Raw genomic sequence first — 25,699 nt, 5'->3', positions numbered from 1 at the left:
CCCCCGGGGAATGGCACGACACGATCGGACTCTCGTCCACGGACTGTGGATCGGGTATGTCGACGTGGTGCGGGACTGGCGGACACTCAAGCGAGACCGCGTCCGACTCGCGTTACTCGCCGGTGCTGGTCTCTTCGGAACGCTCTATTTCGGGATGCTGGCGCTGGTCGTCCAGAGCAAAACGGCCGCACTCGCTGCTCGAGCCGATCCGTCGTTACCGCCGGTGATCGGACTGCTCGTGACGCTGCTCTGGTTGTCGACTACCGCCGTGTTCGGCCAGCGAGCGGCGGTCCGAACGATCGATATCGACGCCCCGTCGCTGGTACTGACGAGCGTCCGGCCGAGGGCAGTGACGATCGGCGTGCTCTCCGCGGAGTTCCTGCGTGGGCTCGCGTTCGTCGTCCTCCCGGTCGGGATCCTTGGCGTCGGATTCGCCACCGGGGCCGGTACGTCCGTTCCGATCCTGACGGTGCCACTCGTCACCGTCCTCTTTCTGACGAGCAGCGTCTGCGCCGGCTCCGCGGTCGGTGCCGCGGTCGCCGTCTGGAGTCGCCGCGCCCGCTCGAAGACGGGGTACGTGGCCGGTGGGCTGGCCCTCCTCGGCGCGCTCATCGTCGCCAGCGTGATGGCACGACTGAGCACGACCCCGGAACTCGCCTCGGGGTTGCCGACGAGTTGGTACGGCGATCTCTTCGTCGTCGGGACGCCGATCGCGGCGAGCCAGACACGGGCTTTCGGTGCGGTGCTCGGGACGGTCGCGATCGGCTATGCGGGCGGGTCGGTGACCGAGCGGTTCGCGACGCAACGCTGGCTCGACGAGATGGGAGCGAACGGGAACGATCAAGGAGCGGCGGCCGTAGGCGAGCGATCGCGGCCGTTCCCCCGCCTGCGAGGACGGATCGACCGCCCGACACGGTACGTCGCGTGGCGATCGCTCCGGCGAGTGAAACGCGACCCGACGCGCCTCTCACACCTCGGCCTCCCGCTGCTCGTCGGCGCGTGGTTGCTGGTCGATCTGGCACGATCGACGGCCGGGCGGTCCCTGCTTCCGATCGCCGTCGGCCTCCTCGGGTCGTGGTTCGTCGGCGGCTGCCTGACGCTGAATCCGCTCGGTGACGACGGAGCGGCGTTACCGGCGACGGTGACGTCACCGGTCGACGGGAGCCAGTTCGTGCGGGGAACCGCACTGATGAGCGCGATCGTCGGCGTTCCGCTGCTCGTCGCGACGGGAAGTGCGGTCAGCATCGCGACATCGGCGCTTCCGCTCGCGCTCGGACTGGGCCTCTGGATCGGCGTTCACGGAGCGGCCGCTATCGGAATCGCACTCGCCGTCGGCATGCGCTTTCCCCGGTTCGGCGCGATACGAGTCAGCCGTCGGCGGACCGTGGTCCCGCCCAGTTTGTCGGCGATCGTGATTTACTCGATGACCGTACTGTCGCTCGGGCTGGTCGGAGTCGGCGCTCTCATCGGCCCACGGCTACTTCTGCACGACGGCACGGCAGCGACGATCGCGCAGGGCGCGTCGGTACTGGTGTGGCTCTCCCTGGACGGTGGAATCGGATACGGCTGTTATCGGACGGCAGTACGGCGATTCGATCGGTACACGCTCGAGTGAGCGATGGCTACAGTCCTCGACGGAGCGTACCAGCGAGATCGAAGTAGAACGAGAGAACGGTACAGCCGAGCAGGACGACGATCGAACCGAGGTAGAGTTCGAGTCCGAGCGTCTCGAGCATCCAGTCCGGATCGAGAAAGCCGGTTGCGATCACCAGCGCACAGACGGCTGCGATACCAGTGACGAGGACCGCGACCGGGTACGATGTCTGTCGATTCATATTAGACCATCCATTCTCAACAGGCATTAATTTAAGCGCCACATCCCCTACCCGGGGCAATTTACACCTCGAGAGGTCGTCCAATACGATCTCGAGATACTGACGGACGCTACCGAGGCCAGCATCGTCATCGGTCGCAATCCCGATACCGGTGAGATCGAAGTCGCCACTCTCGATTACGACTACGAAACCGACGACGGTGTCCTCGACGAAGTGCACCGGTTCGAGCCCACGAACGCGTCCGAAACCGACGGCGTGCGGTCCGCAGCCATGTCCGACGGAGCGACGGTCATTTCCGTCGATACGGACGCGATCCGAGAAGCGCAAAACAGCGAGATCGACCTGGACGAGAGCAGTTCCTCGGGAACCGCACCGACCCCGGCAGATATCGATATCACGGGCTGTATCGCCTGTAAATACGCCGCAGGGAAGGTCTGTACCAGCGGCTGTAGCGCGGCCGATGGATTCACCTGCGGGCTCCTCGGTATCACCATTCCGGTTGCGGGGCTCAGCTGTCTGGGCTTCGTCGAAATCGTCTGTACCGTCGCCGACGAGTACAGCGGTTGCGGTGACGCGGTCGCCAAAGAGGCCTGTAATCGAGTGGGCCTCTGTTAGACGGCTCGCTGTGACGAGTTCGAAACGGCCGCAGAGAACTCTCCGTTCCGGAACGAACGACGTGATGCGGACGGCTGTCCGGGAGCGGGACGGCTCGATCACCGCCGCTCCCGGTCAGTCGTCGGCGGCCTGCGATGTCGATTCCTCAAGCGTCGTCTCGGTATCGGCAGCCGCGTCTGGCGGCTCCTGGTCGTCGGCCTCGACGAGGTCGGTAAACGTCGCGTCACCGTTGACTTCGTCGGCGAGCAGGTCGACGGCTTCGACGAAGATCGCGACAATCAGCGGGCCGACGACGATGCCGATCGGACCGAGCGTGAAGAGCCCGCCAGTAAAGCCGACGAAGTAGAGGCTGCCGGGCAGGCCGGCGGACCGGCGGGAGAGCCGCGGTCGGACGGCGATATCGGGCAGCCAGGCCACGAATACGAGCCCCAAAACCCCGACCAGAGTCGCCGCGACGAGGTCGCCGATCGCGACGTGGTAGAGCGTGATGGGGGCGATGAGCATGCTCGGACCGATGATGGGAACGAACTGTAAGACGGCAGCCATGATCGAAAGCGTCAGCGCGGCCTCGTAGCCGAGGAGTCGGAACAGTGGGTACGCGATGACGAGCGTCGCGATCGAGGTCGCGACCTGCAGGACGTAAATCGCGTACAGCGTCTCGCGGGCCCGTTTGGTGAGCGCGTAGACGACATCACGATAGTCGTAGGGAATCGGTGCAACGGCTGCTCGACCCGCTTCGTCACCCTTGAGCAGGAGGCCGAACATGAGAACGATAAACAGCGCGAACTTGATCCCGAGCACCGGCAGCGCCAGCGCGAACGAGGTCGCGGCAGCGCTGAGATAGTCGACCGCAAGCGCCTGTACCTCCCCGGCTTCGACGGTGTACGTCGCCTCGAGCACCGTCACGGAGAGTTCCCGAGGGAGGGCCTCGACGGCGTCGAGCACCTGCTCGATGCGAAAATACAGCGCGACGACGATAGGTGCGAAGACCGCGAGAGCGGCGACGAAGCCGACGACGGTCGCTGCGAGCGCGCCGGTCCACTCGGAAAGACCGCGCCTGACGAGCCAGCCCTGAACGGGCATGAGGACGTAGGCGACGGTGAGCGCAAAGAGGATCGTCCCGAGAACGTCGAGCAGGATGCCGCCCGTGAGGACGCCGAGGGCGACGACGATGCCAGCGAGGACGTATCGTCGCCGGCCGTTCGCACTCGTCGTTCCGCTCGAGGGTCCTGTCACAGCGGTGTGTCTCACCCGAAAGATAAAGGTTTTCGGCTCTGATGGCGGCGCTGGAACGAAACGACGCCGATCACGGGTCTTAAGACTACCTAGTGCAACCACCCGGTAATGAGACGACGAACGTTCGTTGGCGCAGTCGGTGGGAGTGCGGCCGCCGGCGTCGCGGGCTGTCTGACACGCGACAGTACTCCGGGAGGCAGCGATGGCGATACGCTTCGCATCGCGACCTACCCCTCGATGGTCGAAGAAGGGGATCCCGCCGGCGTGTGGCTCAAGGAAGCGTTCGAATCGGCGTATCCCGAAGCCGAGATTTCCTGGACGGTGCCCGAAAACGGCATCAACACCTACATCCAACGGGCGCGACAGGACACCGTCGGCGCGGACATCTACTTCGGTCTCAACGTCGACGAACTCGTCCGTATCGACGACAGTCTCGACGAGCAACTGTTCCGATCGCTCGAGCGGGACCGAATCGAGGGCGTCGATCGGCTCCGGGACGATCTCACGTTCGGCGATCCGAACGACCGCGTGCTCCCGTACGATACGGGCTACATCAGTCTCGTGTACGACGAGAGCGTCCTCGCCCCGCCGGCGTCGCTCGATGCGTTGCTCAGTGCCGAGTACGAGGACACGCTGATCACCCAGAACGCCCAGTCGTCCGATCCGGGGCTGGCGTTCCTGCTCTGGACCATCGCGGAGTACGGTGCCGACGGCTATCTCGAGTACTGGCGAGCGCTCCGGGACAACGGCGTCCAAATCCTCAACGGATGGAGCGAGTCGTACTTCGGATCGTACATGGAGGAGGAGCGGCCGATGATCGTCTCCTACTCGACCGATCAGGTGTTCCACGCGACGGGCGACGATCCCGACCTCACTAGACATCAGATCGCGTTTCCGAACGAGCAAGGGTACGAGAACCCCGAGGGAATGGCCATCTTCGCCGACAGTGACAAGGCGGATCTCGCCGCCGATTTCATGGCGTTCGTGCTCTCGAGCGAGGCACAGGCGGAGATCGCACGACGGAACGTCCAGTTCCCCGCCGTCGCCGACGACGACGTCGAACTCGACGAGAGCTTCAGTCAGTACGCCCACGCACCCCCGGAGCCGGTCGCGTTTACCTACGACGATCTTCGGGGCAACCTCGACGGCTGGGTCGAGGACTGGGCGCGCGAGTTCGCCAGCCAATAGGCCCATGTCACGACCGAACCGGTCCGATCGGGGAGCCCGGCTGCGGCGGCGATCCGCCGGCGTTCGCCGCTGGCTCGAGCGCCGCGCGCTCGTTCTGACGACGCTCGTAACGGCCGGGGTCCTCGCCGTCATGCTCTATCTGCCAGTCGGCGTCGTCTTCGTGGAGGCGGTGATCGACGACGGGACGGCGACGCTCGCGTTCTTCCGCGCGGTCCTCACCGATCCGTTCTACGTCGGTGTCCTCGCGGACGTCTTCGCTGAGCCGCTGGCAGTGAGAGCGCACCTCGAGTCGCTGGTCGGCTGGCTCGGCGCGATTTCGGTGTCCGTGTCGATCGAGTCCCCGCTTCCCGGCGTTTCGCTGCCGATCCCGTGGCTCGCTCTCGAGGTGCCGCCGATCCGCAAGGGGCTGTTCGGCTTTACCGCGTATCAGGCCGCGCTGTCGACGATCGCGAGCGTTGCGCTTGGACTGCCCGCCGCCTACGTCCTCGCGAACTACGAGTTCCGGGGCCGGCGAACGCTGCGGTCACTGACGATCCTCCCCTTCGTGCTGCCGGGGATCATGGTCGCCGTGGGTTTCTATGCGATGTTCGGCCGAGCGGGAACGCTCAACCAGGGACTCGGGATGCTCGGACTGGGGCCGATCCCGTTCATGGAGTGGAACCCGCTCGCCATCGTGATCGTCGCCCACGCGTTCTACAACGCGCCGCTGGTCGCTCGCGTGACCGTCGCCGCCTGGGAATCCGTCGACGCCCGAAGCGTCGAAACCGCACGCAGTCTCGGGGCGAGTCCCCGACGCGCGTTCCGCGACGTGGTCGTTCCGCAGCTCCTACCGGCGATCCTGACAGGTGCGTTGCTGACGTTTATTTTCACTTTCATGACCTTCCCCATCGTGCTCGCGCTGGGCGGACTCCAGCTCGCGACCGTCGAAGTCTGGATCTACGATCGGGTCCGCCGGCTCGCGTACTCCGAGGCCGCGACGCTGGCCGTCCTCGAGACGCTCCTCTCGCTTGCCCTGACCTACGCCTACCTGCGGTACGAGTCCGCCCAATCCGGCCTGGCTCGAGCGGCTACCGCGCCATCCCGAACACCGCTGTTCCCGGATCTCCGGACGGCGCTGTCGCCGCGCCGGCTGGCGATCATCGGCTACGGGCTCGTCGCCCTCGTCGTCTTCGTCGGCCCGCTGGCGAGTCTCGTCGTCGGGAGCGTGACCGACGGGAACGGGGTCACGCTGGCCCACTACGCGTTCCTGCTCGAGCGCCAGCTCGAGGGGGCATCGTACCAGACGTTACCGTGGGTTGCGATCCGGAACTCGCTGCTGTTCGGCGTCGCGACGCTGGCCGTCGCGGTCCCGATGGGCGTCGTCGTTTCGGTCGTGACGGTCCGGGCCGGTCGCGGCGGCACGATCGTCGATACGTTGGCGATGCTCCCGCTGGCGGTCAGCGGCGTCGTGTTCGGGATCGGACTGTTGCAGGGATTGGTCTTCGGCGTTTCGCTGCCCGGCGGGTGGCGGTTTCAGGTGACGGGTGGGGTCGCGATCGTCGCCGCCCACGCGGTCGCGGCGTACCCCTTCGTCACGCGCAACGTCTCGCCGCTCCTGTCGACGCTCGATCCGGCACTGGTCGAGTCCGCGCGTGCGCTCGGGGCCTCCCGGTACCGCGCCCTCCGGGACGTGGAGTTGCCGCTGGTGGCCAGCGGGATCGTCGCCGGCGCGGCCTTCGCCTTCGCCATCTCGATCGGCGAGTTCTCTTCGACGGTGATATTGGCCAGCGGGAGCCAGACGTACACCATGCCCGTCGCCGTCGAGCGCTATCTCGGCCGCCGCTCCGGGCCCGCGATCGCCATGGGAACCGTGCTGTTGGTCGTCACGGCCGCGAGTTTCGTCGTCGTCGACCGCGTCGGCGGGAGGTTCGAGCGATGACTGACCTCCGTCTCGAGGACGTCTCGAAAGTCTACGGGGCCGACGGAACCGGGACCAGCGCGCTCGAGGACGTCGACATCACCGTTCGCGACGGCGAGTTTTTCACCCTGGTCGGCCCCTCCGGCTGCGGAAAGACGACGACGCTGCGAACGATCGCCGGCTTCGAAGCACCGACCGACGGGGCCATCCGATTCGACGGGCGGGAGATGGCCGGCGTCCCACCCGAACGGCGGGATGTCGGCGTCGTCTTCCAGAGCTACGCCCTGTTTCCCCACATGAACGTCGCCGAGAACGTCGGCTACGGCCTCCGGTTTCGGGAACCACCGGACGGCGAGACGGTCGACAAACGCGTCGCCGACCTGCTCAAGCTGGTCGATCTCGAGGGGATGGGCGACCGCGAACCGGACCAGCTGTCTGGGGGGCAGCGACAGCGAGTGGCGCTGGCTCGCGCGCTCGCGCCGGCACCGGACCTGCTCTTGCTCGACGAGCCGATGAGCGCGCTCGACGCGCAGCTCCGGGAGTCGCTGCGGCGGCAAGTCACGCGGATTCAGTCCGAGCTCGGGATCACGACCGTCTACGTCACCCACGATCAGGCCGAAGCGCTCGCGATTTCGGATCGGCTCGCGGTCATGCACGACGGCCGGGTTGAGCAGGTCGGACGACCGCAGGAGATCTATCGGGAGCCCGCGACGCGGTTCGTCGCCGAGTTCGTCGGCGACAACAACGTCTTCGAGGGCGACGTACGGGGCCGGAACGGGGAGTACTCCCAGGTAGCTATCGACGGCGAGACGATCTCGCTACCGGCGCTCCCCGACGGGGCCGATCGCGCTGCGTTCTGTGTGCGGCCGGGAGCGCTCTCGCAGGCTGCCGATCACAACCGGCTGCCGGTGACCGTCGAAACCAGCGAGTTCCTCGGGGAGACCGTCCGGGTCAACGGCCGGTGGAACGGTCGCAGGATCGTCCTCCAGCTTTCGGACGTTCCCGAGAGCGACGAACTCACGGTCGGGTTCGCACCCGCGGACGCACACATCATCGACCAGGACTGATTCGGACCCCGCCTACCGGAGCCGCTCGACATCCCGGAACACGCAGGTGATTTCTTTTCCGGACAGCACTGGTAGCATCCCACATGCCGATCACTCGACAGCTCCGGATCGACGTCGGGACCGAAATGACCGTCCGGGTCCGCGACGACCGGCGACAACCCGTCGAGGGAGCCGTCGTCTCGACGGAGACGAAATCGACACGAACCGACGACCACGGGCTGTGTACACTGCAGTTCGGGGTCCCGGGGTTCTGGAAACTCACCGCCGCGAAGTCCCCGACCAACCGCGTGGCGTACACGCCCGCGTCGACGCTCGTTCGGGTCGTCCCGAACGCGGCCGCGCTCCGGCCGTATCGCCCGATCGGTCCCGGTAACGCCACGTGATGGCATGGGACAGGTTTCTGGCCGCCGCCGTGTGTCACCCCATGGCAGACACCAAAGCGAGTCGGGACGAGCAGGCCGACGACGCAACCCGCGCCAGCGCGAGCGTGAACTCGAGGAGGCATTCGAGTGTGACGGCAGGCGCGGGATAGCGTCGCTACAGCCCCCAGAAGAACTCGATACCGAGGACGGTCACGACGGAGAGCAGTAATTGGAGCGGTGCGCCGACTCGGACGAAGTCCGTGAACTTGTAGCCGCCGGGGCCGTAGACGAACAGGTTCGTCTGATAGCCGACGGGCGTGAGGAACGCGGTCGAGGCCGCGAACGTCACCGCGAGCACGAACGCGAAGGGGTTCGCGCCGATCTGGTCGGCGGTCTGGACGGCGACCGGGAGCATCAACACGACGCTGGCGTTGTTCGAGATGACGCCCGTGATGAGCCCAGTCGCGAGGTAGAACACCCAGAGCACACCGATCGCCGGCAGATAGGTGCCGGTCGTGGCGACGAGGCTCCCGAGCAGGTCCGCGCCGCCGGTCTGTTCCAAGGCGATTCCCAACGGGATGATGCCGGCCAGCAGGAAGATCACGTCCCACTCGACGGCGTCGTAGATTTCCGTCGGCTTGAGCACGCCCGTCGCGACCATCGCGACGACGCCGGCCAGCGCGGTGACCATGATCGGGAGGGACAGTGCCGACATGGACTCGAGCGCGGCGACGCCCGTCAGCCCGGCGAGGGTTGTGCCGATCGGCCCCCACGGGACGGCGACGAAGCCGACGACGCCCGCCATGATCGCCGCTGCGTGGGGGATCTTCTCCGTGCGGTAATCGGGCTCGTCGGGTTCGTGAGCCACGATGAAGTCGTCGTTCTGCGAGAGGCGGTCGATGCTGTCGGGTGCCGCCTGAACCAACAGCGTGTCACCGACCCGAATCCGGCGCTCCTCCATGTGATCGCGGACCGTCTCCCCGCGGCTGCGAAACGCCAGCACGGTCGCGTCGTAGCGCTGGCGGAACGTCGATGTCTCGAGCGACTCGCCGACGAGGAACGAGCCCCGCGGGACGACGATCTCGACCAGGGTTCGATCGGCCACCTCGTCGGGCTCTAACTCCGCGGCCGTCTGTGGGTTGCCCGCGAGCGTAAGCGTCCCCCGGTCGACGAACTGCTGGACGGTGTCGCGGTCGGCGCGCAGCCGCAACAGGTCCCCCTCGCGAATCGTCTTCTGTGCGATCGGTTCGATGAACTCCTCGTCGTCGCGAACGACCTGTAGGATGTCGGCGTCGAACTCGACGTGGTCGATCGCGTCCGCGACGGTCGTGCCGACGATCGGCGAGTCCTCGTCGACGACGACCTCGGTCAGATACTCCTCGATCGCGTACTCCTGGACGTAGTCCTCCTCGACGGGGACGCGCTCGGGCAGCAGCCGGTGGCCGACGGTCATGAGATAGAGGCTCCCGACGATCAGGACGACGATCCCGAGCTTGGTGAACTCGAACATCGAGAACTGGTGGAGTTCGGGATACTGGGTGCCGAGACGGGCGCTGACATCGCTCGCCAGGATGTTCGTCGACGTGCCGATCAGGGTGAGCATCCCGCCGAACATCGAGGCGTAGGACAGCGGGATCAGGAGCTTCGAGGGCGAGGTCTTCCCCTTGTGGGCGATATCCGAGATGACGGGAACGAGGATGGCGACGACCGGCGTATTGTTGATAAAGCCGGAAATCGGGCCGCTGACGCCGATCGTCGCCAGGAGCTGTTTGTCGAGGTCATCGCCGGCGAACGCGGACATCTTGCGGCCGAGTATCTGGACGACCCCCGTTTGACTGATCCCTGAACTGAGAATCAGCATCGCCAGCACGGTGATAGTCGCCGAACTGGAAAAGCCCGACGTCCCCTCGGTCGTCGAAATCTCGGTGGCGTTTACCACGCCGTCGGCCCCGAACACCAGCAACAACACCATAATCAGGATGGCAGTCACGTCGATCGGCAGCCACTCGGTGATGAACAGCACCAAGGCGATGGCGATGATCCCGAACACGACCAGCATCTGCGGAGTCACGGCAAACGTACCTGACTCGGCAGCCAGCGGCATGGCCCCGATATCCGGGAGGGGATATCCAGACACAGTTGACAGTACGGCTATTCGGACCGTCCCGCTTGAAGGCCCCGATTCGAGACGAGTCCCCGACTCGAGACCATCGTCGGCGGAGTTCCGTTGACGCGGGAACCGGACCGGACACTCAAGTGACTGCTCTGCACACGCACACATACGACGGCGTCCGCTGCTCGACTCGGACGCGGCGAGCGGTCGACGCCGACCCGGAGACGATCATGAACGCTTACGCGCTCGTCATCGCGATCGCGAACACGACGACGGTGCTGGCCGGAGGCGCAATCGCACTGCTAGCCTACCGCGCGTTCCGACGAACCGGTGTCACGGCGCTGCGGACGGTCGCAATCGGCGTCGGCGTCATCGTCGGCGGATCGATACTGGGCGGCAGCATACACCTCGTCGGCGATGCGGTGGGGCTCGGGATCGCCCTCCAGAGCGCGGTCACTGCGGTCGGGTTCGTTATCTTGCTGTACTCGCTCTACGCCGAAACGAGCGAGCTGAGCGTAACGACCGAACTATCACTATGACCGATGGATCGGCGGAACGGCCGACGCGCGTCGTCGCACAGGGGACCTTCGATCTCCTCCATCCGGGGCACGTCCACTACCTCGCGGAAGCCGCCGCTGTGGGCGGGCAACTCCACGTCATCGTCGCCCGCGCCGAGAGCGTCGCCCACAAGCCCACGCCTGTCCTCCCGGACGAGCAGCGCTGCGACACCGTCGCGGCCCTCGAAGCGGTCGATCGGGCTCGGCTCGGACATCCCGCGGATTTCTCGGTCCCGATCCGCGAGATCGATCCCGACGTGCTCGTCCTCGGCCACGACCAACACCACGACGACGAGGCGGTCGGAGAGTTGCTCGCGTCGTGGGGGATCGACTGTCGCGTCGAGCGGGCCAGCGGGCTCGAGTCGACTGGCGATGAACTGTACGGGAGCAGCGACATCGTCGAACGGGTGGTCGCCGACCGGGGACTGGATGGACCGCGATCGCCAGTCGAGTTGGAAGCCGACGCCGACGACTGAGGCTCCCGTCGCCGTTACTGCGAGGACAGCCGCGGTCGGAACCGCTCAAGGCCGACGTCGAGCATGTCCGGGCTCACCGTCTGGAACTCGCCGTCGTCGGGAAGGTACGACCGAACGGAATCCCAACTCTCGCGGGCGTAGCGCTCGTCGAGCAGGACGCGAACGCCGACGTCGTCGGGACTGCGGATGACGCGGCCGATCGCCTGCCGGGCTTTCCGGACTGCGGGAATAGTCAGTGCGTAGGTGAAGCCGTCGCCGAACGCGTCGTCGTAGGCCCGACGCACGGCCGTGGTTCGCGGACTCGAGGTGTTGACGATCGGGACCCCACAGACGACGGCAGCGGCGAGGCGATCACCGCTGTAGTCGACACCCTCGGTCAGCGTGCCCCGGAGGCTCGTGACGAGTACCTTCCCCGCGCCCGCGAAGAACTCGTCTTTGAGCGACTGCGTGGTCTCGTCGTCGCTCGCGGCGTCGAGCAGGATCGGCTTCTCGACTCGCTCCTCGAGCGTCCCGGCGGCCCACTCGGCTTCGGCGTAACTGGGCATCCCGACGAGGACGTTGCCGTGGAGTTGCGCGACTTTCGCGATCGCATTCGCGTACGAGCGCCGCGTCGGATTGTCTTCCCCCGGACTGCCGCGGTTGTCGTAGGTGTACTTCGGCGCGGCGACCGCGAAGCTCTCGCGGTTCTCCGCGGGGAAGTGCAGGCCGTACCGGCGCTCGACGACCGGCCTGTCGTCCTCCCGGGCGAGATACTGAAGCCCCGTGACCTCGGTGAAGGCGTCCATCGGCTCGAGGGTCGCGCTCATCAAGATGCCGCCACCGAAGTGTCCGAGTCGGTCGCCGATGGCGTCGCTTGGCACGCAGTTGTGCAGGGCGAGTCGGGCGTTGTAGGCCCGCCGCCACGACTCCGGTGGCTCGGTGTCGTCCCACGTCCGCTCGAGTTCGATCTCCCGGAAGTAGTCGGTGTGGCCGCGGCGATACCACTCGCCGAGCACACGGCCGACGGCGGGCGCGGCGCGGGTTCGGTCCTCGTCTTCGGCTTCGTTCAGGACTCGTTCGACGATCGCGCCGACGGCCTCGGCGCGGACCCAGTCGGCGTCGCCGTAGCCCGCCTCCCTGGCCCACTCCGAGAGTTCGTCCTCGGCGGGCTCGCCCGGGTCGCGGAGCGGGATTTCCGCGTCGTGAAGGTCGTTCAGGTTCGACTGCCAGCCCCGATGGTTGCGGTCGAGATAGCTGGTCACGCGCCGATCGAGTTCGGCCCGGAGGTCCTGAACGAACTCGAGCGTTCGATTGAGTTCCTCGAACGAGACGTCGCTATCGTTCAGTTCGCCGCGGACGAGGTCGGCGTCGGCGGTCTTGGAACCGCCTTCGGCCTGTCGCCCCTCGCGTTCGAATGTGATCGGCTGGATGACCCGCGAGAGTTCGGTTTCGGCGTCACGGAGGGTGCGGTCGGCGATCCCTTCGCTGACGAGATCGCGGACCCGGGGCTCTAACATGTGGGCCTCGTCGCAGACGACGAACGTCGACTCGTCGAGGAGCGCGCCGGTGAAGGAGCCGACCGTTCGGGGATCGAACGCGTGGTAGTAGTTCCCGATCACGACTTCGACCTCGCCGAGGGCGGCCCCCATCACGGAGTGGGGGCACGTACCGTGTTTCACCGAGCGAGCGACGAGGTCTTCGGGCGTGACCATTCCGGCGTCGGTGAAATCATAGGGAACCGCTTCGGCGGCCGAGCCGTCCTCATCCTCGGGCAGATCAGCCAGATATTGCGCGTAGAACGGACAGTACTCCGTCTCGGCCCCGACCGGCCCACCCTCGCCGTACTCCGGTAGTTCGGGCGGGTAGGGAGTCGGTTCGCCGGCGGTCTCGAGGAAAGTGTTTTGAGACCCCGTCCCGCTGTCGGTCAGCCCGATCTGTTGGCTCCGTGCGCGGGCGGCCAGGTTCTGCGCGGTCGTGTCGCCACCCTCACCGGTGAGGTCGCGGGTGCGATCCCGCAGCGTTTCACAGCGGTCGTAGACGGTGCCGTCGTCGAACCCCGCCGTCGTCTCGCGGTTGTACGGGCAGACATCGGCCTTCCCGACGAGCGTGAGTCCCGAAACCGGGTCCCAGTCGGCGGGCAGGTTCTCGTTGATCGTCTCGAGGTCCGCTTCGAACTGGCGCAGTTGCTGTTTGACGCTCGTCAGGACGAGCACGCGCTCGTAGTCGGTGTCCGGATCGCGCACCAAGTCGATCCCCGCAGTGAGCGCGATCATCGTCTTCCCGGTGCCACAGGCCCCTTCGATGACCGTATACCCGCCTTCCCGCCCGGTGTCGATAGCCGTCTCGATGCCATCGACCTGCGGGTCGTAGGGCTGGGCGTGGCCGAACACCGTCCGCCAGTTCGTCATTCTTCCCGTACTCGTCGTTGGTCGGCCATAGCGTTGACGGACTGGAGTGGCCGCGCTACCGATCACCATCAGTTGCTGGCAGCGTGACCCTTTACTTAGCTGAGTTCCTACGGCACCATGTGAAGGTTCCTCACTCTCTCGAGAACGTCGAACAGGACGTGGCCATCCGCACGTTCGAGTACGGCGACGGCAGCGTCATCGCGGTCGACTTCGGCAGTTCGGCCGCCGACATCGCGGTCGATATCGTCGGCTCGACCGCGATCATCGTGGCGGACGGCGAGCAGTTCGAGTTCGAACTCCCGCCCGAGGCGAGCGCCGTCTCCGCACGCAACGGCGTGCTCACGATCGAAGAGTAACGTCCCGACCAGCTCCGAACGGCTTCGACGAGGACGAGACCACCGTGTTGACGGGACCGTCCGGATTCCGAGCGACGGGCGTTTCGAAACGGGACCGAAGCGCAACGCCTTCCCCGATCCGTCGACTACGCCGACTATGAGCGATTCGATCGACGTCGACCGCTGGCGCACGGCTCTCGAGTCGAAACGCGCCGAGAAAGACGAGTTCTTCGCGGAGCATCCTCAGTCGCCGATCCCGCCCGACGAGCGGGACGGCTTCGCGGGGCTCGAGTACTTCGATCCCGACCCGACCTACCGCGTGACCGCGACGGCGACGACCCACGACGATCCCGAGGTCGTCCTGCTGGACACCACCGCGGGCAGAGAGATGCGCTACCTCCGCGTCGCCACGCTCGAGTTCGACCTCGACCGTGAGGACGAGGGCCTGGACGACGGCACCGTCGCGCTCGCAGCCTACCGCCAGGAGAGTCCGAACGAACAGCCGCTGTTCGTCCCGTTCCGGGACAAGACGACGGGCCAGCAGACCTACCAGGGCGGTCGCTACATGGAACTCGAACCGGATCGGGAACTCGAGGACGGCGACGAGATCGTCGTGGACTTCAACCTCGCGTACTCCCCATTCTGTGCCTACAGCGACACGTTCGACTGTCCGCTTCCGCCCGAGGAAAACTGGCTCGAGGTGGCGATCCCGGCCGGCGAGCGCTACGAGTAGTCGGTCACCCCCGGAGAGGTACGTTTCGACTCGAGGTATCGGCGTCCGCACGTCCTGTCCCGTGTGTTTCTCGGTCTCGAGTGGAAACCGGGGGGTTTTCGCTGACAGGTCCGCCGACAAGGGACGACGCCGGTGTGTCAGTGAGCGACGCCGACGGTGAGCAGCGTCCCGAGTTCGCGGTAGCGTTCGACCATGTCCTCGCGGGCGTCCCAGTCCTCCGTGGGGAACTCGGCCGCGTCGGGAATCGTGATCTCGCGGTCGGGAATGGTATCCTGTTCGGCGACGGAGAGCCCCGCATCGCGGAAGGCATCGCGGTACTGGTCGCGGTCCCAGCGGGTCATCTCGATGGCGATGAACTCCTGCCACTCGTGGGAGTGGACGTTCTCCTCGTAGTAGTTAACCGCACAGTAGAAGGTGCCGCCGGGGCGGAGGACGCGAGCGATCTCCGCGAGCGTGTGGTCGGGATCGGCCGCGTAATAGAACGCTTCCATGCTCCAGACGTGATCGATGGAGTCGTCGGCGAAGGGGAGCTCGTCGAAGTCACCGACGAGATAGCCGACGACCGGATCGTCGGTGTACCCCGCGGCGTTGCGCGCCATCTCGGGGGAGCCGTCGAGTCCGTAGACGCGGCCGGCGCCTTTGGTATCGCGCAGCGCGCGTCCGGCGTAGCCGCTTCCACAGCCGAGATCGAGAACGGTATCGCCGGGTTCGACCGGCATCCGCGCCAGCGCGTGCTTTGCAGTGTGCCAGTGGCGCTCTTCCATGCCTTTGTCCCGGCCGCTCGAGGCCCAGTCGTCGAACTCCTCGCGAACGCTCATATACAAACCCGTGAACGCCGGGCCCTAAACGCGTTCGCATCGACACGAACCCCGTCGGAACCGGGCCGGATCGACACGCGAGTCGTTCGGGCGGATCCCCATGGCCGAACCGGGCGACCGTTCTCACTGCGATGAGAACCACCGATAGATTCTTTAGGCTAGCCTAAAACATATGGAGTGAAGGGTCGGTGATCGAAATCCGTGGGCATCCGGATTTCGATTCGACGCTCGGTGAGTCACGCTGTCCCACCCCTCGCCAGTTTTTCAGACCCTTCCTCCGTTTCCGACGCTACCTTCCCCCGAGAGACACATCCGCACGCTTAAGGGAGTTCCCAAAGTTGTTCACGGCACTATGGATTACACACTTGCAATAGACGGGACACCGGAAACGGTGCCCGGCGGAACCGGGATGCTCCTCTTACACCCGAGCACCGGCGAAACCGACCGTATCGACACGGACTTTCTCAAAACCGACACCGACAATTTCCTCGTCGTCTCCACGCGAACCACCGCTCGCGAGGTCAGACAGAAACTCGAGTACTACGACGTCGACGAGGAGCGCGCCGAAATCCTGGACACGCTCAGCATCGAACGCGGCTACTCGCGGCGTTCCTCCGAGACCGTCCACTACGTCGCCGCACCCGACGACGTCGACGGTATCGTCGAGCACATCGACGGCTTCCTCGACGAGCACGACGGCAAACTCCGCATCAGCTTCGACTCCGTCACCGAACTCGCCTATTACGCCGGCGACGATCACGCCCTCGAGGCGGTCGAGCGGATCCTCGAACTGCTCGACAAACACGACGCAGTCGGCCTCTTTCACCTCTCCGAGGAGCCCCACGACGAGGCGGTCGTCGACGAGTTCCGCGCCCTGTTCGACGGCATCATCGATCTCGACGAGGACGGCAGCGTCGACGCCGACTTCTAACCGGCACCCGGCAGTCGCGTGTCGGGTCACCGAGAGCAATCGGAGACCGGCATCAACGGCGATGGCCCGTACTGGACACCGGTGGGCCGCGCACGGCGCGAGTGCGTGGAGGGTTATTCCTCGAGCGAGTCGAACGTTTTCTCGGCCCACCGAATCGCGTACGCCGGGCCGTGGTCCAGATACGCCTCGGTATCGAGCGCGGCAAAGGGTGCCGGTAACTCGATCGCGTGTTTGAGCGCGGCACACGCCAACTCCGTCGCATCACCGAACTCGGTCTCGCCACGTGCGACCGCACGCGGGAGTCCGGCGACCCGGTCCTCGAGTCGGGTCCCGGCGTCCTGCCAAGCGGCGGCGAGTTCCGGATGGTCGTCGTGCCAGTTTGCAAAGACCTCGCGCGTCTGGAGCCCGACCCAGCCGTCGAACAGTGCCGCGGCGATCTGGTACGTCTCGGTCGGATCGAGCGCGACCGCCCGATCGAGATCGGGATAGGCCGCCTCGAAGAAGCCGATGAAGTGTTCGGGCACCTCGAGATCGACCTGGACGAGCGCCTCAGCGAGCAGGAAATCAACGAACGAGTCGGGCGATCCCTCGACGCGGGGTTTGACGAGGACGACCGGCGGGTCGGTCTGGCGGGTCCAGACGACGCTCCCGTCGCCCGGCATCCCGACGGTGAGATCCGAACTCGCATAGCGAGCGAGCAGGGTCGGCGCGTCCTCCGGAAGCCAAGCCGCGGGGTAGCTCGCGGGCTCGAGCGCGTCGACGATCAGGCCGAGGTCCTCGGCGACTGCCGGGTTCAGCGTCTCGAAGTCGCGCTCACAGTCGAGAACCTGAACGTCGGGTGCGTGGGCCTGACGGACGGCCTCGACCCGGTCCGGGAGCGCACGGGCCTCGAACATCAGGCGAACGCGTTCTGGAAGACGAGCAGGATCGACAGCAGCGCCGATACGGCGACCGTGGTGAGAACGACCTTGGTTGCGGTGCTCATGTCCGGTGGGTTGTCTCCGCGTCGCTTAAATCCATCTGTCTCGGTTGCACTTCCCACTCTGCCCTCCGTCAGCGCCCGTTTCGGCCCCCGCGAGTTCGCGCGGTTCGTCGGTCCGTCGCGATCGTATTCTCGCAACGATCACCCCCTCCGATGCGTCTCCATCGAGACGGTCGGTTCGCGTGGACGGACGATGGTTAGAGAGCGTCGAGGACGAACGGGTACGGGAGACGGTCTCGAGAACTGGGCTCCTGCGGTCGAACCGATGCCGTGCTGGGGGGCAACCCATGCTGTGCTGGGAGGCAAATCAAGTCGGCCAGCGGCAGGTCAGTCGTCCTCGTCGCCGTCGTGCCACGAATCCGGGACGTCGATGACGTATCGGCCGTCCTCTTGCAGGGAGATGATGTACTCGTCCCGATTGTAGAGCTCCATCAGGTTGAGTTCGTACTGTCCCGGCCGGACGATCTTGATGCTCTCGAACTGTTCGTTGAGCTCCGCCCGAAGGTCCTCGATCGACGGGCGCTGCCCGCTCGGCTCGCTGACGACGCGCCCGTGTTCCGGGGGATGGTCGGCGTCGTCGGACTCGACCCCAGCCCCGGTTTTGGCTTCACTATGCGGGCCGGCGACACTGCCTGCATCGGCGTCGGATTCCGCATCGCCCTTCTCGGAGCGCTCGGAGTGTGCAGGGAGATCGTCCGAGGGCACGACTTCGCTCCGGGCGTCGGCCTGTGCCGAGTTCTCGTCGTCCGCCATGGTCGCGGTCGGACCGTTCGATGGTCGGTTCGACGGGGTCTGGGAATGGGACTGCTCGTCGGACTCCGTGCCGGTCGATTCGGGGGCTGCCGCGGCCGGCGATCCGGACCGATCCTCGGGTCGCCGGGCCGTCTCGGGCCACTCCTCGAACTCGCCGTCCGACGGCGACTCCGAATCGCTACTGTCAGCATCGTCGCTTGCGGGCCAGGACCGGTCCGACTCCGCGGCTGCCGTCGAGCCGGCCGATGGCGGCTGTTCGGTGGCGTCCGGGCCTGAATCGTCGGCGGAGTCGGCCGACACCCAGTCGCGAACGGTCTCCGCGGCGCGCGTCGCGACGTTGTCCGGTTCGGACGAGGACGCGTCCGCGGAGCCGCTTGCGGTCTCGGCCGCTTCGGAACCGTCAGTCCCCGCTCCGTCGGCCGATTCGGCTGCGGCCGTCGTGGTCGGCGCGAACTGGAACTTGTTCCCGCCGCAGTCCGGACACCCCGACAGCATCTCCTTGGAACCGTCGGCGAACGTCCGGCCGCAGTTCGTACACTGATGTGGCATTAGTTACGGGACACGAGCGCGCTGATGAGCGTTTCGTCCTTGTGGAGCGTCTCGATCTGGTTCGCCGGCCCGATCACCGTCAGCTTCGCTTCCGTCTCGTCACTCCCCATAATACGACCGAGCAGCGACGAGTCACGGGTCTCCGACTTGGGGTAGGTCTCGATCTCGATCCCGTTGAACTCGTCGGGACTGATTTCGGCCATCGTCACTTCGATGAGGCGACTCTCCTCGTCGGGTGTCAGCCCCTCCTCCAAGATGACGATGTTGCCATCGTGGACGCCGTCTAAGATCATCCTGATCTTCTCCATCGTCGCCATGCCGGCCATTCGCTCGCCGCTGATCAGGTCGATCTGTACGCCGTCGGGTGCGTCCGAGTCGTCCGCGTTAGTTGCTTTTGGCATCGGTAATCACCCGAAGTACTCGGCGATGTTGTCGTACACTTCGTCCATGTTGTCGCCTTCCTTCGCGGACAGGGGAATGGTCTTGTGCTGTGGGAAGGCGTCCTCGATCCGCTTGACGCTCGATTCCTCGAGGTCGGTCTTGTTCGCGAAGATCAAAACGGGGAGATCGCGCGATTCGACGATCCCGATGAGCATCGTGTTGACCTGCGTGATCGGGTCCTCCGCGCTATCCAGAACGTAGATGACGCCGTCGACGTCCTCCCGTAGCCAGTGCATCGCTTCGGCGACGCCTTCGGTCGCCTCGCGGGAGCGGCGAATCGCGTCCTCTTCGTCCATCTCGTCGGTGAACTCCTCGTAGTCGACCTTCGTCGTCACGCCCGGCGTATCGACGATGTCGATGGTCACCGTCTTGCCGTCCCGTTCGATCTCGACGTTTTCTTTCCTGCGTGCGCGGCGTGTCTCGTGGGGGACGTGGCTCTCCGCACCGACCGCGTCACCAGTCCAGTCACGCGCGATACGGTTCGCGAGCGTCGTCTTGCCGGCATTCGGCGGCCCGTAAATACCGATTCGTTTGGGCTCCTGTTCCGAAAACAGGCGGTCCGTAGCCCGGGAAATACTATCTTTGAGTTCTGTGAACAGTCCCATCTGTAGAGGCCTCCAGCACCGCGGGGTGCATCTGCGCGTACTACAAACTGAACTCACTTAAGCCTACGTCAGACGTGTAGACAATTCGACGAAAGGGAGTTATTGCGATCTGAGACTGTATGCAGGGCGGACATGGACTCGGGGTGGACATGGACTCAGGGCGGACATGGATTTAGAATTCGTCCTCAAGCGAGTGATCAGGGGTCCGGCTCACGGAGCGAGGACAGGAGAAGATAGGATAGGAGGTGCAGTGACGGAAGACAGCGACCGGAGTGCCCGGTCGCCAGCAGAGTGTGAGATTATACCACATACTGATATTCGAGAACGAATCGAAGGGGGAAGTGGATCCCCCCACCCCTTCGTTTCGAGTGGAGATCCGCGAGACCGTCGGTCGGAATACGAGGCGGACGGTCGATATCGGAGGGAATATTGGCCCGCTTTTCGGCTCGAGGCGGGTCTCAGGCCTGTTCCGATGGAGTATTCGTCAATAAGGACAGTTCTAGTAATCTAGAAGGCAATCTAGTAATACAGACACCTCTGAGAACCGATTCTAGTAGGGTCTAGTAAGCCAAATTCTAGGTCTAGTAAGAACGTCTTATTTGCTAGTGCTACGGATACTGTTTCTAGCCGATCCAAATAAACCTTCTCGTTATAAATCCCGTCGAACCCCCACCCACCCTCGTGGCGGGTTCCACCTGAAACGAAGGGGTGGGGGGTTGGCATCTCGAAGCTCCCGCTATTCGGTAGCTGTTGTCATAACCCACGCCATACTGGTCGGGAGGATCGTAACCGAATTCACGAACCCCCACACCGAAACACCGCCCACACCCAAACACTGGTCCACGACAACGCACCGTTCCACGGAAGTCACCACGCCAAAGCGGTGACAGCGATACAGCAAAAAGAGACACAGCGAACATACCGAGCAACCGATAGCCCGTTAGTCACGACTCGCGAGAACGACGGTCAGCACACTTCGTCTCCGGTCGATTCGAGTCTCTCGATCTGTCCCGCGATTCCGAACCCCGTTTACTGTCTGCCAGCGTATTCGCCAGAACGAATCGGCTCGAGTCGACTCAAGTCGACTCGAGTCCCCCTCAACTGCTCAACTGCTCAACTGTTCAACTTCCCAACCCCTTTTCACCGACTCGAAACGCAGTCGCGACGGGTCAACTGGGCCCGCAACGGCCGCCCGTTTCGATCGGAAACGAGGGGGGAAGGGAAGACTTTATTACCATGGTTTTCCTCTGTTTCGTTTGCATCAACTGGACCCGGAACGGGTATCTGGAACGGTGAATTCGGCCATGGAGGCCATCATACCGCTATATTCCCGCTCCCTGGTTCGGCGTTCCACCCGAAATAAGGGGGTGCTGCACGACGGATGTCAGACGACAACTCAGAGATCACTGGCTCGGACGAGGTCGACGGAACGAGCGGTTTCTCGACGGACTTCGAGAGCGCCGACCTCGGCGACGACGAGTCGAATCAGGGATTGTTCGACGACCTGCTCAGCGGCGAGCCCATCTTCGAGAACAAGGAAGTCCTCCGTCCCTCTTACACCCCACACGAACTCCCCCACCGGAGCGATCAGATCAACAAGATGGCGACGATTCTCGTCGCCGCGCTCCGCGGTGAAACGCCGTCGAACATCCTCATCTACGGTAAGACCGGCACTGGTAAAACCGCGAGCGCCAAGTTCGTCAGCAAGGAACTCGAGAGCACATCACAGAAGTACTCGGTTCCGTGCGACGTCGAGTACATCAACTGCGAGGTTACCGACACTCAGTACCGCGTGCTCGCACAGCTCGCGAACAAGTTCATCGAGAAGAACGAAGCGCGGATCGACGACCGCGTCGCGACACTCGAGTCGCTGCTCGACGATGTCGACGAGTACGACGCCGACGCGGCGCGCCGCAGTGCCGACGCGACCGCACCGGGCGAGGACCCGGACGACCGGACGGCGTCGGACCCCTTCGATTTCGTGTCGAGCGCTGACGCGGAGCCGGACGTCGACGGTTCGGGTGGAGACGAGACCGGCGCTCAGTCCGGTGGTTCTGCAGTCGAAACAGAGGGGTCTCAAGAGGGGGCGACGGATGCCGCAGACTCCTCGTCGGCCGCGTCGGAGACCGGACTAGAGGACATCGGTGGTCCCGGTCACGACGAGGCCCCGACCGATTCGTCCGCGCTCCCGCCGGACCATCCACTCGAGTCGACGGCGTTCGAGACCCGCGCCGAGGTCGAGGACCGCATCGCCGAACTCGAGGACGACAAGGAGTCGTTCGAGGAGGTGCCGATGACCGGCTGGCCGACCGACCGTGTCTACAGCGTTTTTTTCGATGCCGTCGATTACGACGAGCGAGTCGTCGTCATCATGTTAGACGAGATCGACAAACTCGTCGAGAAAAGCGGCGACGACACCCTCTATAACCTCTCGCGGATGAACTCCGAACTCGAGAACTCGCGGGTCTCGATCATCGGCATCTCGAACGATCTGAAGTTTACCGACTTCCTCGATCCGCGGGTCAAGTCCTCCCTGGGAGAAGAGGAGATCGTCTTCCCGCCGTACGACGCGAACCAGCTTCGGGACATCCTCAAACACCGGTCCGAAGTCGCGTTCAAGGGGAACGCGCTCTCCGAGGACGTGATCCCGCTGTGTGCGGCCTTCGCCGCACAGGAACACGGCGATGCGCGACGCGCGCTGGATCTCCTGCGGACCGCGGGCGAACTGGCCGAACGGTCCCAGGCCGAGACGATCGTCGAGGAACACGTCCGGCAGGCCCAGGATAAGATCGAACTCGATCGCGTCGTCGAAGTCGTCCGGACGCTCCCCACCCAGAGCAAACTCGTCCTCTTCGCGATCATCCTCCTCGAGAAAAACGGCGTCCACAGCATCAACACGGGCGAGGTGTTCAACATCTACAAGCGTCTGTGCGAGGAGATCGACGCGGATGTCCTGACCCAGCGTCGGGTCACCGACCTCATCAGCGAACTCGACATGCTCGGGATCGTCAACGCCGTCGTCGTCTCGAAGGGTCGGTACGGCCGGACCAAGGAGATCAGCCTCTCCGTGCCACTCGAAGAGACGGAGGCCGTCTTGCTGTCCGACTCCCGACTGAGCAACATCGACGACGTCCAGCCGTTCGTTCAGGCGCGGTTCGAAAACTGATCGCGGTTGTGTCCGCGATCCCGTCACCCCGTCGCGTTCGCTGCACGCGCTGCAGCATCGTGGTTCACATCTCAGCGCTTTTCATATCCCAGCGTCGATCCCGGCCGTGATTCGACCGGCCGGTATTCCAGCGTCTCGTTCTGTGCCCCTTCGTTTCGACTCGAGTTCGCACGAACTGCGACAAAGCCACGAGTCGTGACACAGCCACGTCGCGGGGGACGCGGATTCCGGGTGGAGACGGTCGGCGGTCGGTTCAGTTTCGATGCCGGCCGATCGCAACCGCGGCTCCGGCTCCGGTACTGGCGATGGCAGCGACCCCGGCGAGGTTCCCGCCCGGTCCGAAGCCGGTGGCACTCGGACCGGCGGGCGTCGGTGCCGGTCTCGGTCCCTGGAGTGTACTCGAGGGCGGTGTCGAAGCGCCCGTTCCACCGAGGAGTTTGTCGAAGGTCAGGCGGACGTGGCCGAGCCACGGGATCCGGAATATCGCCTTGCCGGTGACCCATTCGGGCTTGACGATGTCGCTGATACCGTTCCCATACTGGTCGTAGCCGTCGTTGTGGTCCCCTTTCGTCACGAAGCCGGCGTGCTCGGCAGGACAGGTGGTGACTTCCGCACAGGTTGCGTCGCCAACGATATCCTCGCTGGCCTTGGTATCGACCCAGTGTTCCCCCTCTTCGACCCAGAAGCGGGCGCGGTGGATCACTGGAACCTCCGATGGATCACCGTTCGGTTGATAGACGATCACGTCTCCAGGGTTGCCGAATTTATCGTAGCCGCTCTCTTGACCGTTTTCAAGGGTGACGACACCGGTTCCGGCGGCGGCAGCGTCACCGGCGAATCGGCCCTCGTCTGCGACGAAGATGAGATCGCCCCTGTACATGTTCGGCTCCATGCTGCCGCTTTCGACGGCGACGAGCGGGGGCCAGATGCCGCTGACGCCGAACAGGAGGAGGCCGACGACGGCGACGATGGCGACGCTGCTCAGGATATCCCGCGTCACCATGACGGTCTCGTCGTCGGTGTTGAGGAACCAGCGCAGGAGCCCGTCGTCTTCGATCGTCACGCCGTCGTCGGCGTTGGCGGTGTTTCCGGGCGGCTCCTCGGGTGCAGGCGGCGTTTGCGAACTGCCGGCGCTTCGATCCCGCTCGCGATCGTCGTCGCCGGAATCGTCCGGAGGTGACCCGGCACTAGAACCGCTCATCGTCACTCGTTTTGCCGGGCCGTCAAATCAACTTTCCGTTCGCGGGGATCGGTCCCCGATCGTCTCAGTGACTGCTATCCCCGGCAGCCATCCCGAACAGGACGAGCGCGATCGTGCCCGTCACGACGAAGGTGCCCGTCGGTCCCAACCCGGTCACTGCGCCTGCCGAGTCGACCGCCAGCCGAAGCTCTCCGACCCACGGCACCCGAACCATTCCTTTCCCAGTGATCCAATCGGGGCTGACGACCGTCGTCTCCGCGCCCGAACGCGGCAGTTGATCGTAGCCGGGATTGGCGTCGCCTTTCGTGACGAACCCGTCGTGCGGTGCCGGACACGTGGCGATCTCGTCGCAAGTCGCACCGTTCAACGATCCGGGATCGGCTTTCGTCTCGACCCATCGCTCGCCTCGTTCAACCCAGAAGTGGGCGCGGTGAATCGTCGGCGTCTTCGTCGGATCGCCGTTCGGGATAAAGACGATGACGTCGCCGGCATTGGCGAACTTCTCGTGACCGGTCTCCCGGCCGCTCTCGAGGGTGACGATGCCGGTGTCGTCGATGGCGTTCTCGCCGGCGAACCGCTCGTTGTCGACGACGAAAACGAGATCCCCCTCCCGAACGTTCGGTTCCATGCTCCCGCTCTCGACGGCGACGAACGGCGGCCAGGTTCCGCCGACCGCGAACAGGAGGAGACCGATAGTCGCGATGACCGCGAGACTCGCTGCGATGTCCCGACACATCGTGACTCGCCAGTCGTCGGTCGCGAGCAGCCAGCGACCGATCCCGTCCTCGATCGCGACGCCGTCGTTGTGCGTCGGGTTCCCGTGATCGTCGTCGGTCGCTCGATCTCGTCGGTCGGGATCACGCTTGGTCGGCGTGGCCGCGCGGTCACCGGGATCGGCTCGGCGAGCCGAGTCCGGTCTCGAGCGCCCGTCGCGGGGTCCGGTCGGATCGGCGTCCCGCGTATCGCCGTCAGGCCCATCCATTGGGAATCGGTTTCTCCGAGCCGGGTATCAACCTTCCGGCAATCGTCGCGATCACGACGGATGGTATTGTTCCGTCGACTCGAACACCCGTGAAACCGGCCGCCACGAGCGGGGCATTCGCTACCCTTTTGCCCTCGCTCCCGAATGCGGGAGGTGTGCCACTCGAGGCCCCCGCTCGGATCGTCGGTGAACTCACGAGCCGCGGGTACAACGCCGAACGCGAGGCGGTGACGCGGCTCGCCGCGGCCGAGAACCCGACCGCGGCGCTCGAGCGCGTCCTCGAGGAGATTCCGGACGATGCACTGGTCGTCCGGACCGACCACGTGGAGACGGCTCTCTCGACGGGCGCAGCCGGGGCGGTCGAGACCGAGACCGTTGCCGGGACCGAACCGTCGCCGGCCGATTCGACCCCCTCCGTTTCGACTGGAACTGCCCCGCCCGAGAACCTGTCTCTTATACACATCTCTGAT

At 65.0% G+C, this 25,699-nt stretch carries 24 protein-coding genes and 2 pseudogenes; 14 read left to right on the top strand and 12 right to left on the bottom strand.

Going from position 1 to position 25,699, the window contains the following annotated elements; translation table 11 throughout:
* Positions 1-10: 10 nt before the first annotated feature.
* Positions 11-1,615 carry a hypothetical protein gene (locus tag C486_RS11245; RefSeq protein WP_008456185.1) on the top strand — a complete coding sequence of 535 codons (1,605 nt, stop codon included), beginning with the start codon at positions 11-13 and terminating at the stop codon, positions 1,613-1,615.
* A 7-nt stretch (positions 1,616-1,622) separates the two neighbouring features.
* Here the strand turns inward: C486_RS11245 and C486_RS22325 are convergent, their stop codons facing one another.
* On the bottom strand, positions 1,623-1,835 hold the full coding sequence (locus tag C486_RS22325; RefSeq protein ID WP_049888469.1) for a hypothetical protein: 213 nt from the start codon (positions 1,833-1,835) through the stop codon (positions 1,623-1,625).
* A 42-nt stretch (positions 1,836-1,877) separates the two neighbouring features.
* Here C486_RS22325 and C486_RS22825 point away from each other — a divergent pair.
* Positions 1,878-2,006 (top strand): annotated as a pseudogene (locus C486_RS22825) (halocin C8-like domain-containing protein); the annotation flags it as partial.
* A gap of 99 nt (positions 2,007-2,105) precedes the next feature.
* Positions 2,106-2,450 carry a halocin C8-like domain-containing protein gene (locus C486_RS11235; protein ID WP_241432498.1) on the top strand — a complete coding sequence of 115 codons (345 nt, stop codon included), beginning with the start codon at positions 2,106-2,108 and terminating at the stop codon, positions 2,448-2,450.
* 114 nt (positions 2,451-2,564) lie between these two features.
* On the opposite strand, the gene C486_RS11230 is transcribed toward C486_RS11235, so the two are convergent.
* Positions 2,565-3,686 (bottom strand): AI-2E family transporter, encoded by a 1,122-nt coding sequence (locus C486_RS11230; protein WP_008456180.1) that lies wholly within the window; start codon positions 3,684-3,686, stop codon positions 2,565-2,567.
* A gap of 108 nt (positions 3,687-3,794) precedes the next feature.
* On the opposite strand from C486_RS11230, the gene C486_RS11225 reads away from it, so the two are divergent.
* The 4 genes from C486_RS11225 to C486_RS11210 all read left to right on the top strand — a co-directional run bounded on the left by C486_RS11225 (position 3,795) and on the right by C486_RS11210 (position 8,221).
* Entirely contained in the window at positions 3,795-4,874 is a 1,080-nt protein-coding gene (locus tag C486_RS11225) for a thiamine ABC transporter substrate-binding protein (protein ID WP_008456178.1), read from the top strand.
* 4 nt (positions 4,875-4,878) lie between these two features.
* Complete coding sequence (locus C486_RS11220) at positions 4,879-6,792, top strand: ABC transporter permease subunit (protein ID WP_008456176.1); 1,914 nt, start codon at positions 4,879-4,881, stop codon at positions 6,790-6,792.
* Entirely contained in the window at positions 6,789-7,838 is a 1,050-nt protein-coding gene (locus tag C486_RS11215) for an ABC transporter ATP-binding protein (RefSeq protein WP_008456175.1), read from the top strand. The genes C486_RS11220 and C486_RS11215 overlap by 4 nt, the downstream gene beginning before the upstream one ends.
* A gap of 83 nt (positions 7,839-7,921) precedes the next feature.
* Entirely contained in the window at positions 7,922-8,221 is a 300-nt protein-coding gene (locus C486_RS11210) for a hypothetical protein (protein ID WP_008456173.1), read from the top strand.
* 154 nt (positions 8,222-8,375) lie between these two features.
* Here the strand turns inward: C486_RS11210 and C486_RS11205 are convergent, their stop codons facing one another.
* Positions 8,376-10,304 carry an SLC13 family permease gene (locus C486_RS11205; protein WP_014862879.1) on the bottom strand — a complete coding sequence of 643 codons (1,929 nt, stop codon included), beginning with the start codon at positions 10,302-10,304 and terminating at the stop codon, positions 8,376-8,378.
* A gap of 152 nt (positions 10,305-10,456) precedes the next feature.
* Here C486_RS11205 and C486_RS11200 point away from each other — a divergent pair, with 152 nt between their 5' ends.
* Entirely contained in the window at positions 10,457-10,852 is a 396-nt protein-coding gene (locus tag C486_RS11200) for a DUF7521 family protein (RefSeq protein ID WP_008456168.1), read from the top strand.
* Positions 10,849-11,346: an adenylyltransferase/cytidyltransferase family protein gene (locus C486_RS11195; protein WP_008456167.1), complete on the top strand. Its 498-nt coding sequence runs from the start codon at positions 10,849-10,851 to the stop codon at positions 11,344-11,346. Before C486_RS11200 ends, C486_RS11195 begins: the two co-directional genes overlap by 4 nt.
* Positions 11,347-11,360: 14 nt before the next feature.
* Here C486_RS11195 and C486_RS11190 read toward each other — a convergent pair whose 3' ends face one another.
* On the bottom strand, positions 11,361-13,733 hold the full coding sequence (locus C486_RS11190; protein WP_008456165.1) for an ATP-dependent DNA helicase: 2,373 nt from the start codon (positions 13,731-13,733) through the stop codon (positions 11,361-11,363).
* Positions 13,734-13,852: 119 nt separating this feature from the next.
* Here C486_RS11190 and C486_RS11185 point away from each other — a divergent pair, with 119 nt between their 5' ends.
* Entirely contained in the window at positions 13,853-14,089 is a 237-nt protein-coding gene (locus tag C486_RS11185; protein ID WP_008456163.1) for a DUF7127 family protein, read from the top strand.
* 136 nt (positions 14,090-14,225) lie between these two features.
* Complete coding sequence (locus C486_RS11180) at positions 14,226-14,801, top strand: DUF1684 domain-containing protein (RefSeq protein ID WP_008456162.1); 576 nt, start codon at positions 14,226-14,228, stop codon at positions 14,799-14,801.
* Between the two features lie 137 nt (positions 14,802-14,938).
* On the opposite strand, the gene C486_RS11175 is transcribed toward C486_RS11180, so the two are convergent.
* Complete coding sequence (locus tag C486_RS11175) at positions 14,939-15,619, bottom strand: class I SAM-dependent methyltransferase (RefSeq protein ID WP_008456161.1); 681 nt, start codon at positions 15,617-15,619, stop codon at positions 14,939-14,941.
* 352 nt (positions 15,620-15,971) lie between these two features.
* Here C486_RS11175 and C486_RS11170 point away from each other — a divergent pair, with 352 nt between their 5' ends.
* Positions 15,972-16,550, top strand: coding sequence for a DUF7090 family protein (locus C486_RS11170; protein WP_008456160.1), 579 nt, complete (start codon positions 15,972-15,974; stop codon positions 16,548-16,550).
* A 113-nt stretch (positions 16,551-16,663) separates the two neighbouring features.
* Here C486_RS11170 and C486_RS11165 read toward each other — a convergent pair whose 3' ends face one another.
* From C486_RS11165 to C486_RS11150, 5 genes are all read right to left on the bottom strand, one after another.
* Entirely contained in the window at positions 16,664-17,446 is a 783-nt protein-coding gene (locus C486_RS11165; protein ID WP_008456159.1) for a DUF7089 family protein, read from the bottom strand.
* Positions 17,446-17,535, bottom strand: a complete 90-nt coding sequence (locus tag C486_RS22935; protein WP_006185006.1) for a hypothetical protein — start codon at positions 17,533-17,535, stop codon at positions 17,446-17,448. The genes C486_RS11165 and C486_RS22935 overlap by 1 nt, the downstream gene beginning before the upstream one ends.
* Positions 17,536-17,859: 324 nt before the next feature.
* Complete coding sequence (locus tag C486_RS11160; RefSeq protein ID WP_008456158.1) at positions 17,860-18,834, bottom strand: OapC/ArvC family zinc-ribbon domain-containing protein; 975 nt, start codon at positions 18,832-18,834, stop codon at positions 17,860-17,862.
* Entirely contained in the window at positions 18,834-19,235 is a 402-nt protein-coding gene (locus tag C486_RS11155) for a DUF2073 domain-containing protein (protein WP_008456157.1), read from the bottom strand. The genes C486_RS11160 and C486_RS11155 overlap by 1 nt, the downstream gene beginning before the upstream one ends.
* Positions 19,236-19,241: 6 nt before the next feature.
* Complete coding sequence (locus C486_RS11150; RefSeq protein ID WP_007110040.1) at positions 19,242-19,880, bottom strand: Era-like GTP-binding protein; 639 nt, start codon at positions 19,878-19,880, stop codon at positions 19,242-19,244.
* 1,381 nt (positions 19,881-21,261) lie between these two features.
* Here C486_RS11150 and C486_RS11145 point away from each other — a divergent pair.
* The gene (locus C486_RS11145) at positions 21,262-23,046 is read left to right on the top strand and encodes a Cdc6/Cdc18 family protein (RefSeq protein ID WP_008456155.1); all 1,785 of its coding nucleotides are present in this window, start codon (positions 21,262-21,264) and stop codon (positions 23,044-23,046) included.
* Between the two features lie 253 nt (positions 23,047-23,299).
* Here the strand turns inward: C486_RS11145 and C486_RS11140 are convergent, their stop codons facing one another.
* Positions 23,300-24,247: a S26 family signal peptidase gene (locus tag C486_RS11140; protein WP_008456152.1), complete on the bottom strand. Its 948-nt coding sequence runs from the start codon at positions 24,245-24,247 to the stop codon at positions 23,300-23,302.
* A 64-nt stretch (positions 24,248-24,311) separates the two neighbouring features.
* Positions 24,312-25,229 (bottom strand): S26 family signal peptidase, encoded by a 918-nt coding sequence (locus C486_RS11135; protein ID WP_008456150.1) that lies wholly within the window; start codon positions 25,227-25,229, stop codon positions 24,312-24,314.
* A gap of 155 nt (positions 25,230-25,384) precedes the next feature.
* Between C486_RS11135 and C486_RS21925 the strand changes: the two are divergent.
* Positions 25,385-25,699, top strand: a pseudogene (locus tag C486_RS21925) (DNA-directed DNA polymerase II small subunit); the annotation flags it as partial.

It is taken from the genome of Natrinema gari JCM 14663, from assembly GCF_000337175.1.
In the GTDB taxonomy this organism is placed as follows: Archaea; Halobacteriota; Halobacteria; order Halobacteriales; family Natrialbaceae; genus Natrinema; species Natrinema gari.
This window is presented reverse-complemented; position numbering and strand designations above follow the sequence as displayed.